The sequence below is a fragment of the Streptococcus sobrinus DSM 20742 = ATCC 33478 genome (assembly GCF_000686605.1).
GTDB classification, from domain to species: domain Bacteria; phylum Bacillota; class Bacilli; order Lactobacillales; family Streptococcaceae; genus Streptococcus; species Streptococcus sobrinus.
Map to the genome: position 1 here is coordinate 37,174 of NZ_JMLC01000010.1, position 16,144 is coordinate 53,317.

11 protein-coding genes and 2 tRNA genes are annotated in these 16,144 nt (G+C 41.1%); 10 read left to right on the forward strand and 3 right to left on the reverse strand.

Going from position 1 to position 16,144, the window contains the following annotated elements; all coding sequences use genetic code 11:
- Positions 1-69: 69 nt before the first annotated feature.
- Positions 70-1,095 carry a tryptophan--tRNA ligase gene (gene trpS / locus BS63_RS0104850; protein WP_002962168.1) on the reverse strand — a complete coding sequence of 342 codons (1,026 nt, stop codon included), beginning with the start codon at positions 1,093-1,095 and terminating at the stop codon, positions 70-72.
- A 753-nt stretch (positions 1,096-1,848) separates the two neighbouring features.
- Between trpS and BS63_RS0104855 the strand changes: the two genes are divergently transcribed.
- Both BS63_RS0104855 and BS63_RS0104860 read left to right on the forward strand, forming a co-directional pair.
- Positions 1,849-3,468, forward strand: a complete 1,620-nt coding sequence (locus BS63_RS0104855; protein ID WP_002962169.1) for an ATP-binding cassette domain-containing protein — start codon at positions 1,849-1,851, stop codon at positions 3,466-3,468.
- 446 nt (positions 3,469-3,914) lie between these two features.
- A complete protein-coding gene (locus BS63_RS0104860; RefSeq protein ID WP_002962171.1) occupies positions 3,915-6,527 on the forward strand; it encodes a YfhO family protein in 2,613 nt (870 codons plus the stop codon).
- 73 nt (positions 6,528-6,600) lie between these two features.
- On the opposite strand, the gene BS63_RS0104865 is transcribed toward BS63_RS0104860, so the two are convergent.
- Positions 6,601-6,672: transfer RNA gene (locus tag BS63_RS0104865), tRNA-Glu, on the reverse strand.
- Between the two features lie 172 nt (positions 6,673-6,844).
- Between BS63_RS0104865 and BS63_RS0104875 the strand changes: the two genes are divergently transcribed.
- Positions 6,845-6,918 (forward strand) — tRNA-Arg (locus tag BS63_RS0104875).
- 259 nt (positions 6,919-7,177) lie between these two features.
- Here the strand turns inward: BS63_RS0104875 and rlmH are convergent.
- Positions 7,178-7,657 carry a 23S rRNA (pseudouridine(1915)-N(3))-methyltransferase RlmH gene (gene rlmH / locus BS63_RS0104880; RefSeq protein WP_028798461.1) on the reverse strand — a complete coding sequence of 160 codons (480 nt, stop codon included), beginning with the start codon at positions 7,655-7,657 and terminating at the stop codon, positions 7,178-7,180.
- Between the two features lie 195 nt (positions 7,658-7,852).
- Between rlmH and BS63_RS0104885 the strand changes: the two genes are divergently transcribed.
- From BS63_RS0104885 to ychF, 7 genes are all read left to right on the forward strand, one after another.
- A complete protein-coding gene (locus BS63_RS0104885) occupies positions 7,853-9,061 on the forward strand; it encodes a S1C family serine protease (protein WP_002960389.1) in 1,209 nt (402 codons plus the stop codon).
- Positions 9,062-9,120: 59 nt separating this feature from the next.
- Complete coding sequence (locus BS63_RS0104890; protein ID WP_002960391.1) at positions 9,121-9,888, forward strand: ParB/RepB/Spo0J family partition protein; 768 nt, start codon at positions 9,121-9,123, stop codon at positions 9,886-9,888.
- Positions 9,889-10,324: 436 nt separating this feature from the next.
- Entirely contained in the window at positions 10,325-11,713 is a 1,389-nt protein-coding gene (dnaA, locus tag BS63_RS0104895; RefSeq protein WP_002962486.1) for a chromosomal replication initiator protein DnaA, read from the forward strand.
- 155 nt (positions 11,714-11,868) lie between these two features.
- Positions 11,869-13,005, forward strand: coding sequence for a DNA polymerase III subunit beta (gene dnaN / locus BS63_RS0104900; protein ID WP_002962485.1), 1,137 nt, complete (start codon positions 11,869-11,871; stop codon positions 13,003-13,005).
- 695 nt (positions 13,006-13,700) lie between these two features.
- Positions 13,701-13,892 carry a DUF951 domain-containing protein gene (locus tag BS63_RS0104905; protein ID WP_002961258.1) on the forward strand — a complete coding sequence of 64 codons (192 nt, stop codon included), beginning with the start codon at positions 13,701-13,703 and terminating at the stop codon, positions 13,890-13,892.
- Positions 13,889-14,773 (forward strand): diacylglycerol/lipid kinase family protein, encoded by an 885-nt coding sequence (locus BS63_RS0104910; protein WP_002961256.1) that lies wholly within the window; start codon positions 13,889-13,891, stop codon positions 14,771-14,773. The genes BS63_RS0104905 and BS63_RS0104910 overlap by 4 nt, the downstream gene beginning before the upstream one ends.
- Before the next feature lie 180 nt (positions 14,774-14,953).
- Entirely contained in the window at positions 14,954-16,069 is a 1,116-nt protein-coding gene (gene ychF / locus BS63_RS0104915) for a redox-regulated ATPase YchF (RefSeq protein ID WP_019776480.1), read from the forward strand.
- Positions 16,070-16,144 lie beyond the last annotated feature (75 nt).

Genomic DNA, 16,144 nt, shown 5'->3' on the forward strand with positions numbered 1-16,144 from the left:
TCGAGGTCGAGACAAAGACCTATTTGTTAAATAAAAAAGGGTGAGATTATCGCATCCCAGCCCATAATTCTATTTAAAGTAATTGATACCCATGGCAGATTTAACCTCATCGAGGGTTTGGGCAGCGACTTCTTGAGCAGCCTGACTGCCTTTTTTCAGCATGTCATAGACTTGCCCCATGTCCTTAGCAAATTCTAGGCGACGTTCCCGAATGGGACCTAGTTCTCGCTCTAAAATTTCTAGAAGGTAGCGTTTGGTTTTGACATCCCCCAGGCCGCCAGCTTGATAATGGTCCTTCATAGCCTGAATATCAGCCTGATCTTCTTGGCGACCAAAAACATCTAGGTAGTGGAAAACCATGTTCCCTTCAATTTGGCCAGGGTCTTCAACCTTGATGTGGTTAGGGTCGGTGTACATGCTCATAACCTTTTTCCTGAGCGTATCGGCGTCATCAGCCAGATAGATGCCGTTGCCCAGTGACTTGGACATTTTAGCATTGCCATCAAGCCCTGGCAGGCGACCAGCTGCCTCATTTTCAGGATAGATGCCCTCTGGTTCGACCAAAACATCACAATTATAAGCATGGTTGAAGTTACGGACAATTTCTCGAGTCTGCTCAATCATAGGTTTTTGATCATTACCCACAGGCACCAAATTAGCCTTAAAGGCAGTAATATCCGCTGCTTGGGCAATAGGGTAGACCAAAAAACCAGTCGGAATGGACTCCCCAAAGCCTTTTTGGGCAATCTCGGTCTTAACCGTTGGATTGCGTTCCAGACGAGCCAGGGAAACTAGGTTCATGTAGTACATGGACAATTCCGCTAATTCAGGAATCTGACTTTGAATAAAAATAGTTGATTTTTCAGGGTCCAAACCAGCTGCCAAATAATCTAGTGCCACATTACCGACAGATTCGACGATAGTCTGCGGGTCCTTGGCATGGTCGGTCAGTGCTTGCTGGTCAGCCAAAAAGACAAACATCCGGTATTTATCTTCATTTTGCAGGTGAACACGATTCTGCAGACTGCCTACGTAGTGACCTATGTGGAGCTTACCAGTCGGTCTATCACCAGTTAAAATAATAGGTTTTGTCATGTGCATTTCTTCTCTCTAGTTTTTCTTTCAATAGCTCTTTAGATTATATCATAAATCGTTTGTGAACATCTTGAATAGTTTTCACCAGAAATCAATTCCTTTATTAGCAAGAAATACTATCTTAATTTTGTGATTACGGTAATATGTGTTCCCGTATATACAGAAATATGTATTTCTATATTTCTGTATTTACAGATATCCATAAAAAGTGTACAATATAAATACAAAGTTGAGAAAGTACAACATTATATAAGAAGTGTTTGAAGTACTTACTTAGTGTTAAACAGAAAAAGAAGCGGGGCTGCAACCTCACTTCTGGATAATAACTCTTCCCTGTTCTTCGACAAGACAATTTTTTCGAACTTTTATTGTCTTTATGTTTAGTCCGCGTTTCTTTTTTGAAAAGCGGCTTTTTTGTTTTTTCCATTAAAGCTGATCTAGAAAAGAACTTATAAAGCAAATCAATTGCAAGCTTTTCTATCACTTCAACAATAATTTTTATTAGAATATCAAGCGTGTTATCGCCCCCTCTCGTGTCTGTATTATTTCCCTCCTGACTTCTTATTTTAATATTATAAACACGAAAAGAGTTATCCGTCTTTTGTTATAGCATGATAGCTAAAATAATGAAAATACTTTTAGCGCTTTGGCTCAAAACTGATTTAATTTTTTACTATTCCACTTTAAATTGAAAAATCCCCCTATTTCTAGTAGAATGAAAACACGTATTATAATGAATAAAGAGGTAACACTTTGCTTACAGTATCAGACATCTCTCTGCGTTTTAGCGACCGTAAACTTTTTGACAACGTCAACATCAACTTTACTGCTGGTAATACCTACGGCTTGATTGGAGCCAATGGTGCCGGTAAATCAACCTTTTTGAAAATTTTAGCCGGCGATATTGAGCCAACAACTGGCTATGTCGCCCTTGGACCCAATGAGCGTCTCTCGGTTCTTCGCCAAAATCACTTTGACTACGAAGAGGAACGAGCCATTGATGTGGTTATCATGGGTAATGAACAACTCTATCAGGTGATGAAGAAAAAAGATGCCATCTATATGAAGCCTGATTTTTCTGAGGAAGATGGAGTCAAGGCTGCTGAGCTGGAAGGTACCTTTGCTGAGTTGGGTGGCTGGGAAGCGGAAAGCGAAGCATCTCAACTCCTGCAAAACCTCAATATTCCTGAAGATCTTCACTATCAAAACATGAGTGAACTGGCCAACGGCGACAAGGTCAAGGTGCTCTTGGCCAAGGCTCTCTTTGGTAAGCCAGATGTCTTGCTTCTGGACGAACCGACCAATGGTCTTGATATTCAGTCCATTTCTTGGCTGGAAGAATTTCTGATTGATTTTGAAAATACCGTTATCGTGGTTTCCCACGACCGCCACTTTTTAAACAAGGTCTGCACCCACATGGCTGATTTGGACTTTGGGAAAATTCAAATCTATGTTGGTAACTATGATTTCTGGAAGGAATCTTCTGAGTTGGCGGCTAAATTGCAGGCTGACCGCAATGCCAAGGCTGAAGAAAAAATCAAGGAGCTGCAAGAATTTGTAGCCCGCTTCTCAGCCAACGCTTCCAAATCTAAGCAGGCCACCTCTCGCAAGAAGATGCTGGATAAGATTGAATTGGAAGAAATCGTCCCATCCAGTCGGAAATATCCCTTCATCAATTTTAAATCTGAGCGGGAAATCGGTAACGACCTCCTGAGCGTAGAAAATCTGTCAGTCACTATTGATGGAGAAAAAATCCTCAATAATATCAGCTTCATCCTGCGCCCAGGAGATAAGACAGCCCTGATTGGTCAAAATGATATTCAGACTACAGCCCTGATTCGGGCTCTTATGGGTGATGTTGACTACGATGGAAGCATCAAGTGGGGCGTGACGACTAGTCGCTCCTACCTGCCTAAGGATAACTCAAGAGATTTTGCTTCTGGCGAATCTATCCTAGAATGGCTTCGCCAATTTGCTTCCAAGGAAGAAAATGACAACACCTTCCTGCGTGGTTTTCTGGGGCGCATGCTCTTCTCAGGCGACGAGGTTAATAAGTCTGTCAACGTCCTCTCTGGGGGTGAAAAGGTGAGGGTCATGCTGTCTAAGCTCATGCTCCACAAATCTAATGTTCTGGTACTTGATGACCCAACCAACCACTTGGACCTGGAATCAATTTCTAGTCTCAATGACGGCTTGAGAGATTTCAAGGAATCCATTATCTTTGCCAGCCATGACCACGAATTTATCCAAACCTTAGCCAACCATATCGTTGTCATTTCTCAAAACGGCGTTATCGACCGTATTGATGAAACTTATGACGAATTCTTGGCCAACGATGACGTTCAAGCCAAGGTCCAAGACCTGTGGAAATAAAACTCAATGAAAATCAAAATAGTAAGGAACAGAGATCTCAGCCACTAAAGAAGCAAGAGATCTGACGGCAATCGCTATAACGGTTGCCTAGCTTCTCCACTAACTCAGACTATTTTATCTAAGTGTCGCCGAGTAACTAACTGCAGGTAGCTTAAAAGGTCTTCCAGACCTTTTAAGACAGGAGATGGGAAAAGCCCTGCTTTTTTCAACAAGTACGGCAAAGTGAGTTAACAAAGCGACTCAAGAAAAAGGAAGACGATGATGCTTTCCTTTTGGAGCTAGTGAGAGTCATAGGTAGACCGCAGTAGCGGCTACTGCTGCAAATCAATATTTTCAAATCTTAGATTTGCTTTACTGATCTATCTTTTTGATTTTCGAAGCGTGTAAACAATTAAAGAGTCTGATGCTAATTAGTATTCAGGCTCTTTAAATAAGGAAAGTTTATTATGATTGCGTTTTTAAAAAAACATCAAAAAAACCTAGCTTTCTACGGTTTGGCCTTTCTCCTCCCCGTACTGATTATGCTGACTGCTCTTTGGACTTTGGGCATTTACTGGGGAAGTAAGACAACCATCTTAGCTAGTGACGGATTCCACCAATATTCTATTTTTGCCATCCAGTTACGTAATGTTCTGCATGGTAGTGATAGTCTCTTTTATACCTTCACCTCTGGATTGGGACTAAACTTTTACGCCCTCTCCAGCTATTATTTGGGATCCTTTCTCTCCCCTTTCTATTATTTCTTCAGTGCCAAGTCTATGGCCGATGCAGTCTATCTCTTTACCCTGATTAAATTCGGTCTGATGGGACTGTCAATGTCCTTTACACTTCGTCAACTTTTTGTAAAGCTGAAAAATGGGTTAATTATTAGTCTATCGACTTCTTATACTTTGATGAGCTTTGCCATTAGCCAGTTAGAAATCAATACCTGGTTGGATGTTCTCATTCTTGCTCCTCTGATTATCTTAGGGCTGCATTTTCTCCTAGAGAAGAAGAGTTTCTGGCTTTACTACTTGACACTAACTTTACTCTTTATCCAGAATTACTATTTTGGATTTATGATGGCTATCTTTTTAGTTCTCTACTTTTTAATGAACCTGAGTCGGCAGTCGTCTTGGCGGGAAGTTGTCACTTCCTTGACAAACTTTACAGTGATGTCCATTTTATCTGGTCTAACCTCTGCTATTATGCTGCTACCAAGCTATTTAGACTTGTCAACCCATGGAGAAAAATTCTCAACATTTGACACACTAGTAACTGACAAGGCTTGGACTTTTGACCTCTTTGCGAAAAATTTTGTTGGAGCCTATGATACAACCAAATTTGGGGCCACCCCCATGATTTACGTTGGGCTCCTTCCCTTAGTCTTGGCTCTGGTCTTCTTTACCCTTAAGGAAATTAAATGGCGGGTTAGACTGGCCTATTTTCTGCTATTAGCACTAATGATTGCTAGTTTCTATCTCAATCCACTGGACCTACTTTGGCAAGGAATGCACGCACCAAATATGTTTTTGCACCGCTACGCTTGGCTCTTTTCAACTCTCATTATTTTAATGGCCGGTGAGAGTCTCACTTACCTGCAAAAATTTCGTATTAAATACCTCTTTATTATTTTCACGGTCTTGATGGCTGGCTTTGGTATCACCTTCATTTTTGCTAAGCATTACACTTTCTTGAAGCCTGTTCATTTGATTTTGACCCTAGCTTTCCTTATTGCCTACGCTGTAATTTTGATTTCTTTCAAGAGAAAACAGTTAAGTCAGGGGGCTTTGATAGTCTTCACTTTGATTTTCTCGATTCTTGAGATTGGGCTTAATTCCTACTATCAAGTCAATCGTCTTAATGATGAATGGATTTTTCCAACTAGAGGTGGCTATGAACAAGATATGTCGGACATTGACTACCTTGTCAGCTATAGTAAAAAACAGCACGATACCTTCTTTAGAACAGAAAGGCTTCTGCCTCAAACTGGTAATGACAGTATGAAATTCAACTACAATGGTATTTCTCAATTTTCTTCTGTCAGAAATACAGCTTCCAGTAGCCAACTTGACCGACTGGGCTTTCAATCCAATGGTACTAATCTTAACTTACGTTACCAGAATAATACGATTATTGCCGACAGTCTCTTTGGTGTGACATATAATATTGCCAATGAAGACGTGGACAAATATGGTTTTAATCCAGTTGACTATTCTGGCCCCTTGACCCTTTACCAGAATAAAAATGCTAGCCAGCTGGCTATTCTGACAAATGGTATTTACAAAAATGTCAACTTTAGCATTAATACTCTGGACAACCAAACTTATTTACTCAATAATTTGAGTGGTCTCAAGCAGAATTACTTTACAAGGTTGTCAAGTCAATCGCAAGCCCTCTCAAAGCCTGCCCTGTTAAACAATCGGGTGACAGCGACTGCCTCAGCTGGAGAATCCACGGCAAAAATCACTTATCAGGTTCAAGTTTCAGCTAATCAACAAGCCTATGTTAGCATGCCCAACCTAACCTTGAGTAACGAGTCCGCCAAGTCTATCCTTATAACGGTTAATGGCAAAACCTACAATTATACCTCCGACAATGCCTATACTTTCTTTAATCTTGGCTACTACAAAGAAACTAAAAATTTGACGGTGACCTTCAGTTTCCCAGATAATAGTCAGGTTTCCTTTGATCAGCCAACCTTCTATGGTCTCAACACTCTCGCCTATCAAAAGGCCATGGACAAAATCAATAATCAAAAAGTCAATGTCACGACTGACCATAATCATGTTAGCGTCAACTACACCGCTAAAAAAGCTGGCTCCCTCTTTTTCACCCTCCCCTATGATAAGGGCTGGTCAGCTAAAGTCAACGGCAAACCCGTTAAAATTCGTAAAGGCCAAAAGGGCTTCATGGTTGTAGATGTCCCAGCTGGTAAAGGACAGGTCAAACTAAGCTTTCTACCGAATGGCTTCAAACTAGCCAGCCTCCTTTCCCTGGCAGGATTCACCCTCTTCATCATCTATAACTATGGCTATCGTCATTTTCTACAGAAAAAAGCAAAAGCTTCTGGACATTAGTCCAAAAGCTTTTTTGAGTAATTTAAGCAAAATAAAAAGCCGCCAAACCATTGACAACTTAAAAGTCTTATCATAGTCCGTACGGGATTCGAACCCGTGTTACCGCCGTGAAAAGGCGGTGTCTTAACCCCTTGACCAACGGACCAGACTTTAAATAGTATATCCTAGACTTTGTTCTGTGTCAATAGTTTTTTCAAATTATTTTTATATTTTTTTAAGCAAGTATCGCCAAAAACTTCTACCCCCTATAGTCACCGTTTTCTGTATTTTCGGCCATATTGACAGGCAAAGCTTTCTTTTGATAGAATAAAAGAGCTGGTTCCATAGCTCAGCTGGATAGAGCATTCGCCTTCTAAGCGAACGGTCGCAGGTTCGAATCCTGCTGGAATCATTTTTTTACTGAAAAAAAATCAAGGAATGAGACCAAAATCGGTATTGCTTAACAATTGATTTGGTTTTCTCAAACAGTCTTCCGGACTGTTTGGTCTATTCACTGGCATGGTAAGGACTAAGAACTTTACCTCCAGTTTGTTGGCATGTGCTGGGGTAATGCTGAGGCTTCAAGACAATCATCACAAATCAACCACTGCGTCAAATGGTTTGATGTAAAAAATAGAGAGGTTGGGATGACAAGCCCCCAGCCTCTTGTTTTATTTATGATAGGGACTGCCTTCTTGAATCATAAAGGCCCGATAAATTTGTTCAACCAAAACTAACCGCATGAGTTGGTGGGGCAGGGTTAAGCGACCAAAGCTCATTAGGAGGTTAGCTCGCTTTTTGATTTGAAGTGCTAGACCCAAGCTTCCTCCAATAATAAAGGTAATATCAGAAAAGCCTCTCAGGGTAGCATCGGCTAACTTCTTGGAAAAGTCCTCTGAGGTCCATTCTTGACCTTCAATGGCGAGGACGATGACAAAATCACGCTCGGCAACCTTAGCCATAATTCGCTCAGCCTCCCTGGCCATAATCTGCTGGTTCTGGGCAGAACTGGCCTTATCTGGTGTCTTCTCGTCTGGTAGCTCGATAGCTTCAAATTTAGCAAAACGCCCCAGACGCTTGACATATTCCTGGATCCCATCTTTTAAATATTTTTCCTTAAGTTTTCCAACTGTAATCAGCTTAATTTTCATAAGAACATTATAACACAGTCTCATATCCACAAGTTTTCCACAATCCAAAGATGCTATGATTACTCGATTCAACGGCTATATTTATAGTTCTGTTTAAACTTATCCACAAGCTGTGAATTCTTGCTTTTTACTGGACAATAGGGTATAGTTAAAAGGTCTTTTAAAAAAGAAAAATTTATTTCGGAGGATTGACTATTGAAAAAAGTTAAAAAGATTTCTTGGAAAAAAATCCTAAAACCTTTCTTGATGCTACTGATTGGTTTTCTAGGTGGCTTATTGGCAACCTTCGTCATGCTAAAAATGAGTGGTATCAATACATCTCTGGGCAAAAATGTCGTCAGCCATACCCAATACAATAATTCATCTGACGTCACAAAGGCTGTAGATAAGGTTAAGGATGCTGTTGTCACAGTTAATAATTACCAAGAGCTGTCTGATTCTCAAGCCAAGGCTGCTGATGAAGCTGGTTTGGAAAAGGATAAGGATGGCTTGACTCCAGTTGCTCAAGGTTCTGGGGTTATCTATAAAAAAGATGGAAAAAGTGCCTATGTCGTTACTAATGCCCATGTTGTTAGTGGCGCTAAGAAACTAACTCTCATGTTGGGTGGTGAAACTGATCGCAGTAAAGCCATCAAAGGGGAATTAATCGGTTCAGATACTTATTCCGATATTGCTGTTATCAAGATTTCCTCTGATAAGGTGACTAAGGTAGCTGAGTTTGCTGACTCGTCATCTGTTAAGGTTGGTGAAACAGCCATTGCTATCGGTAGCCCTTTAGACAAGAAATTTGCTAATACTGTTACTCAAGGTATTATTTCAGCTTTGGACCGAACAGTAACTCTGACCGCTGAAGATGGAACAACAATCCAAACCAAAGCCTTCCAAACCGATGCGGCTATCAACCCTGGTAACTCAGGCGGTGCCCTTATCAATATTGAAGGTCAAGTTATCGGTATCAATTCTAGTAAAATTTCTCTAGAGGGTGCTGAAGGTCTCGGCTTTGCTATCCCTTCTAATGATGTTGTTTCTACTATTAATCAGTTAGAAAAGAATGGTAAGGTTAGCCGCCCAGCCCTCGGCATTACCATGGGCGATTTAAGCAGCGCAAGCTCTTCCGTTAAGGACAAGGTTGATGTTCCTAGTGATGTTACCAAAGGTGTTGTGGTTGGTTCTGTCCAATCCGATATGCCAGCTGATGGTAAGTTGAAAGAATACGATGTTATCACCAAGATAGATGATAAGGATGTTAGCTCTGTTGCTGAGTTACAAGAAGAACTTTACAAGCACAAACTTGGTGACACCGTCACCCTGACCTTCTACCGCGACGGTAGCAAGAAGACAGCTGACATTAAATTGAATAAATCTAGCGATGATTTGGATTCATCCTCATCAAGCAGTAAGTAAAACTTGACAGTTTACTGAATACCTTTACACTATTGTAAAGGTATTTTTTAGAGGTGGTCATGACAGTAGAATTAAAAGAATTGAAATTAAGCGATATCTCACCCAATCCCTTTCAACCCCGCTTAACTTTTAAGCAGGAGGAGTTGGAGGAGCTGGCCGATTCCATCAAAGAAAACGGCCTGATTCAACCCATTATTGTCCGAAAATCAGCTGTCTTTGGCTATGAATTGATAGCTGGCGAACGACGTTTTCGAGCCTGCCAATTGGCGCAATTAGAGACTATTCCGGCTATTATCAAAGAACTTTCAGATCAAGACAGTCGCATTCAGGCCATCATTGAAAATTTGCAACGATCTGACCTCAATCCCATTGAGGAGGCCAAGGCCTACCGAAATCTGATTGAAACCAATCGGATGACCCATGAAGAAATCGCTAAGTACATGGGTAAATCGCGTCCCTATATCACTAACTTTTTGCGACTCTTGAATCTATCTGCTCCTTTACAAAAAGCTCTTGAAGACGGCAGCCTATCTTCTGGCCATGCCCGTCTCCTCTTAGGAATGAGAGACCAAGAACAAGAGGCTTGGCTGAACAAAATTAGAGACAATAAGTTGTCTGTCAGAGAATTAGAAAGACAGTCAAAACCACGGACCAAGCAAAAGAAGGCGAAACAAACCAATCTCTTCAAGAAAGATTTAGAAGAAAATCTATCAAGAGCTCTCGGCTTGCCGGTCAATCTCTCAATGACCAAAAAGCAGGCTGGCAAGTTGACCATTACCTTTTCCTCCCAAGATGACTTGAACAGAATTATCAACAAGCTTAATTAGGCTGTGAATTTTACTTTTCTAAGGAGATAGCTTATCCACACCAAAAAAGCTAAGAAAGCTTTGAGTTGACAGCTTTTTTATGTATATCCACAACTTGTGGATAACTTCAGTACATAATGTGTATAGTTTTCTCACACCCTGTGGAAAACTTTTTCTTTTTATGTTAAAATACGGTACAAGATATTCTTAAACTTATTGAAGTTCAAAACTTTTTACTGGCAAAGTTTCTTTGCCAATGATTTAAGGGTAGAGTGATACTTTCTCCAAAGTGGCATTATTAGCAACAAAATAGTTGTTGTTAATAACGGAAATTTTGAGACCGAGGCTCAAAATTTAGCAATGAAACTTCGTAAGAAGTTTGCTTGCGTCCGCACTTTTTAAGAAAGTATCAAAATGTTAATTTTGATTTTAATGAGTATAAAAAATGGAGAGAGCTATGACAGAAAATGAAACAATTTTTTGGAATAGGGTCCTTGAATTAGCAAGAGACCATCTCACTCAAGCGACTTTTGAATTCTTCGTTCTGGATGCCCAGTTGATTAAGGTGGAAAATGATACAGCTATCATCTATATTGACCGCATGAAGGAACTCTTTTGGGAAAAAAATCTCCAGCAGGTCTTGATTACCGCTGGATTTGAAGTCTTTAATAAACAAATTAGAGCCCAATATGTTTTTGAAAGTGCTGAGATTGAGACTGTTCTGGTTAATGAATCCAATTCCAATCAAGGGGGGCAGGCAGGAGCCTATTTCCAGCAAAGTCTTACTCAAACAGCCCAGCCGCCTGTTTCTTCAAATTTAAACCCCAAGTATCAGTTTGAAAACTTTATTCAAGGGGATGAAAATAAGTGGGCTAAGGCAGCTTCAATCGCTGTTGCCAATAGTCCTGGGACTACCTACAACCCTCTTTTTATCTGGGGAGGTCCTGGACTTGGGAAAACCCACCTTCTCAATGCTATTGGTAATACCGTCTTGGAAAATAATCCTAATGCTAGGGTTCGTTATATTACAGCGGAAAATTTTATCAATGAATTTGTCACCCATATTCGCTTAGAATCTATGGAAGAACTCAAGGAGAACTTCCGCAGTCTGGATGTGCTCCTGATTGATGATATTCAATCCTTGGCTAAGAAAACTTTAGAAGGGACTCAAGAAGAGTTTTTCAACACCTTCAATGCCCTCCATGCTAACAACAAGCAGATTGTCCTGACCAGTGACCGGACCCCCGACCATCTCAACAATCTGGAAGAGCGACTGGTAACCCGTTTTAAATGGGGCTTGACAGTTGATATTACACCGCCAGATTATGAAACTCGGATTGCCATCCTAACCAATAAGATTCTGGAGCAAGGTTTTCCTTATACCTTCTCCCAAGATACGATTGAGTATTTGGCCGGTCAATTTGATTCCAATGTCCGTGATTTAGAAGGAGCCCTCAAGGATATCAATTTGGTGGCTACGGTGAAGCAAGCCGATGTCATTACCGTTGATTTGGCCGCCGAAGCCATTCGGGCTCGCAAACAGGATGCACCTGTTATCAATATCATCTCGATTGAAGAGATCCAAACCCAGGTCAGCAAGTTCTATGGCGTTACCGTCAAGGAAATCAAAGCAACCAAGCGCAATCAAAACATTGTTCTCGCCCGTCAAGTCGCCATGTATCTGGCTCGGGAAATGACCGATAACAGCCTACCTAAGATTGGTAAAGAATTTGGTGGGCGTGATCATTCAACTGTCCTGCATGCCTATAATAAGATTAAAAATATGCTGGCCCAGGATGACAGTTTGCGAATCGAAATTGAGACTATCAAAAATAAAATCAAATAGGCTTGTGGACAAGAGCAAGATTTCTAGCTAGTTTATCCACAGCTTGTGCACAAGGCTACTGACTATTGAGCTCAAGCTTGCAGAAACTTTTCCACGCCCTCCACAAGACCTACTACTACTACTAAACTTATACTTAATACTATAAAGGAGTCCTCATGATTAACTTTTCGATAAATAAAGCCTTCTTTCTTCAGGCATTGAATACCACCAAAAGAGCTATCAGTAGTAAGAACGCTATTCCAATTCTCTCTAGCCTTAAAATTGATGTTCATTCTACAGGTATTACCCTGACAGGGTCTAATGGACAAATTTCTATTGAAAATTCCATTACTAGCGACAATGAAAATGCTGGTCTCTTGATTACAGAAACTGGTAGTATCCTCTTGGAAGCTAACTTCTTTATCAATATTGTTTCCAGCCTGCCAGATGTTAGTCTGGACTTTAAAGAAATTGAACACAGTCAAGTCCTGTTGACCAGCGGTAAATCAGAAATCACTCTCAAGGGTAAGGATGTTGAACAGTATCCTCGCTTGCAAGAAGTTGCTACCAGCAATCCCTTAATTTTTGACACCAAGGTTTTGAAAACTTTGATTGCTGAAACAGCCTTTGCTGCCAGCACTCAAGAAAGTCGGCCAATTTTAACAGGGATTCATCTGGTTTTGACCGATAATAAGAATTTCAAGGCTGTTGCTACGGACTCCCACCGGATGAGCCAACGCAAGCTGGTTTTGGAAAATTCTGGGGATAACTTTGATGTGGTCTTGCCAAGTCGCTCTTTGCGTGAATTTGCAGCCGTCTTTACTGATGATATTGAAACGGTGGAAGTTTTCCTATCAGGTAGTCAAATTCTTTTCAGAAGTGAAACTATTTCCTTTTACGCTCGCATGCTAGAAGGTGCTTATCCAGATACTGACCGCCTTTTGGTTAGTGATTTTGAGACTGAAATTCTCTTTGATACCAATAATCTTCGTTCGGCTATGGAGCGGGCTCACTTGATTTCTAATGCTACCCAAAATGGTACCGTTAAGTTGGAAATTGTCGATGGTCAGGTATCGGCCCACGTTAATTCTCCTGAAGTTGGTAAGGTCAACGAAGAAATTGATACTCTGGAAACCAGTGGCAGTGACTTGACCATTAGCTTCAACCCAACCTATCTGATTGAAGCTCTCAAGGCTCTCAAGAGTGAAACTGTGCGGATTCGCTTTATTTCACCGATTCGTCCTTTCACCCTAACTCCAGGTGATGATGGGGAAAACTTTATCCAACTGATTACCCCAGTTCGGACCAATTAAATCTTTTTGAGCAATGAAAATATTTAAGCAGAAATTAAGTGCCTGGGGTTATACTATAGTCAATCCTAAATAAACTTTTCTTTTTCATAATCTCCGGAAAGTGCCTGACCGTTTGGTTGGGTTCTTTCTTTGTGTTTAAGGACGTAAACTTTCCCTGGTGCGACTCCGCTGCACCAGGATCCGTCAGTCTAAACTCACTTCGTATCGTAGACTATCGTATCTTTTTCATAATCTCTGGAAGTGATCCAGCTTAGCTGGGCTTCTTCTTTTTTGTTTTTAAGTGATAGGGAAAAGAATTTTTACTAATACTGAGTTAAAATCAAAACTTTACAATTTTGCTACTTTCTTAAAAAGTGCGGACGGAAGCAACCTCCGTTGGAGTTTTATTCCTAAGATTGAGCCCAAGTCTCAATCTTTTGTTATTAGCACCAACTGTGTGTTGCTAATAATGCCACTTTGGAGAAAGTATCACTCTGCCCTTATACCATTAGCTAAAAAACCCAGCTTTTTTAGCAAGATATGACCGCTCGAGAGATGTCAATTGAAAGTTTTGAACCTGACTTTGTTGGGTTCTTTTTATAACTAATCAGTGATATTTTCTTGGTTTGAATTTGTCCAAACGGTAATACTCGTAGATTTGTCAGTCTAGGGCAATTTGTTTATAATAAAGCCAGATTGAAATTGAGGAGGATACTATGTATCAAGTTGGCTCGCTTGTAGAAATGAAAAAACCCCATGCCTGCACCATTAAGGAGACGGGTAAGAAGGCTAATTGCTGGGAAGTGACCAGGGTTGGGGCTGATATAAAGATTCGCTGTAGCAATTGTGATCACGTGGTCATGCTCAGCCGTCACGATTTTGAGCGAAAGCTCAAGAAAGTTCTATGACCCTTTTTATTATTGCAAATCCCAATGCTGGCGCTCATCAGGCCAGTCAGGTTGTGGAAAAAATTAAAAGTAATTATCCTCAGCTTGAGCAGGAAATCTTTTATACGGCTACTCCAGATGATGAAAAGTGCCAAGTGAGGCGCGTGCTAAAATCTTGGACAGATGATGACCGTCTCTTGATTCTGGGAGGGGATGGCACACTTTCTAAGGTGCTCTATTATTTGCCAGAAGATATTCCCTTTGCCTACTACCCAGTTGGCTCAGGCAATGACTTTGCTAAGGCCCTGAGCTTGCCAGACCTAGCCACTACTATGGCCAATCTCTTAGCTGGAACTAGCAGAGAATTAACGATTTTTGTGGATTCGGCTGGTGTCTTGCTCAACAGCTTAGATTTGGGTTTTTCAGCCTGGGTGGTCAATCGTGCGGCTCATTCAGTTGTTAAGCAGATGCTTAATCGACTCCATTTAGGAAAATTGACTTATATTTTACTTGCAATTTTATCCTTGTTTAAAAATCCTGTCGCAAGTGTTCAGATTAAGAAAATTAATGGTGTTCTCTTAGAAATTAAGGATGTCTATTTCTTCTCTCTAGCTAATAATACTTATTTTGGTGGGGGCGTGATGATTTGGCCCACTGCTAGTGTTTTTTCTTCACAACTGGACCTTGTTTATGCTAAGGGAGAACACTTTTGGCAACGTGTGCTGATTTTATTGACCCTGGTCTTTAAACGGCATCAAAGCTCTCCCTACTTAAAGCATCAGGTGCTGGTGAGTGGTACCAGTCTTACTTTCTTCGATGGTACCCTTTTGTCAGTTGATGGAGAAATAATCCAAGAACACCAGATAAGTTTGACCGCTCAAAAGAGGAGAATTTATCTCTAACTTTTGAAAGGGCGACTAGCAACTCTTACTTGCCCTCTATTTTTAGGGTTTTGACTGGTTTTGCGATTTAAGCTTGTTACTATAACTGCTGTCTTAGCTAGATAAAAAAAGCTTGCAACGGGCAGGCTTTTTTATGGTATAATATCTCCTGACTCAAAAAGAGAGAACGGAGATAAGAAAATGGCTTTAACAGCTGGTATTGTTGGTTTGCCTAACGTTGGGAAATCAACGCTTTTTAATGCAATTACTAAGGCAGGGGCAGAAGCGGCTAACTATCCTTTTGCCACTATTGACCCTAATGTCGGTATGGTTGAAGTGCCGGACGAACGCTTGGAAAAATTGACCCAACTGATTCATCCTAAAAAGACGGTACCCACAACCTTTGAATTTACCGATATTGCTGGTATTGTTAAGGGAGCCTCTAAGGGTGAAGGTCTAGGCAATAAGTTCTTGGCCAACATTCGTGAAGTGGATGCTATTGTTCATGTGGTTCGGGCTTTCGACGATGAAAATGTCATGCGGGAGCAAGGGCGTGAGGATGCCTTTGTTGACCCTCTGGCTGATATTGACACCATCAATCTGGAATTGATTCTGGCGGATTTGGAGTCTGTCAATAAACGATATGCTCGGGTGGAAAAAATTGCCCGTACACAAAAGGATAAGGATTCGGTAGCCGAGTTCAATGTGCTCGCTAAGATTAAGCCAGTCTTGGAAGATGGAAAGTCTGCTCGGACCATTGATTTTACAGACGAAGAAGCCAAAATTGTTAAGGGACTCTTTCTTCTGAGCACCAAGCCTGTTCTTTATGTGGCTAATGTCAATGAGGACCAGGTGGCTGATCCAGACTCTATTGACTACGTCAAGCAAATCCGTGAGTTTGCGACGACCGAAAATGCGGAAGTCGTGGTTATCTCAGCTCGGGCTGAGGAAGAAATTTCTGAATTGGACGACGAGGACAAGGGTGAATTTCTTGAAGCCATGGGACTTGCAGAATCCGGTGTGGATAAGTTAACTCGGGCGGCCTACCATCTGCTGGGCTTGGGCACCTATTTCACTGCTGGCGAAAAGGAAGTGCGGGCTTGGACCTTCAAGCGAGGCATCAAGGCTCCTCAAGCTGCCGGTATCATTCACTCTGACTTTGAACGGGGCTTCATTCGAGCTGTGACCATGTCCTATGATGATTTGGTAGCCTATGGCTCAGAAAAAGCGGTCAAGGAAGCTGGTCGCCTTCGTGAAGAAGGTAAGGATTATGTGGTCCAAGATGGGGATATTATGGAGTTCCGCTTCAACGTTTAATTTTAAAAATAATAGTTACCAAAGGCTGGAACCTTCTTCCAGTCCTTTTGGTCTTTCTAATACTGAGTAAAAATC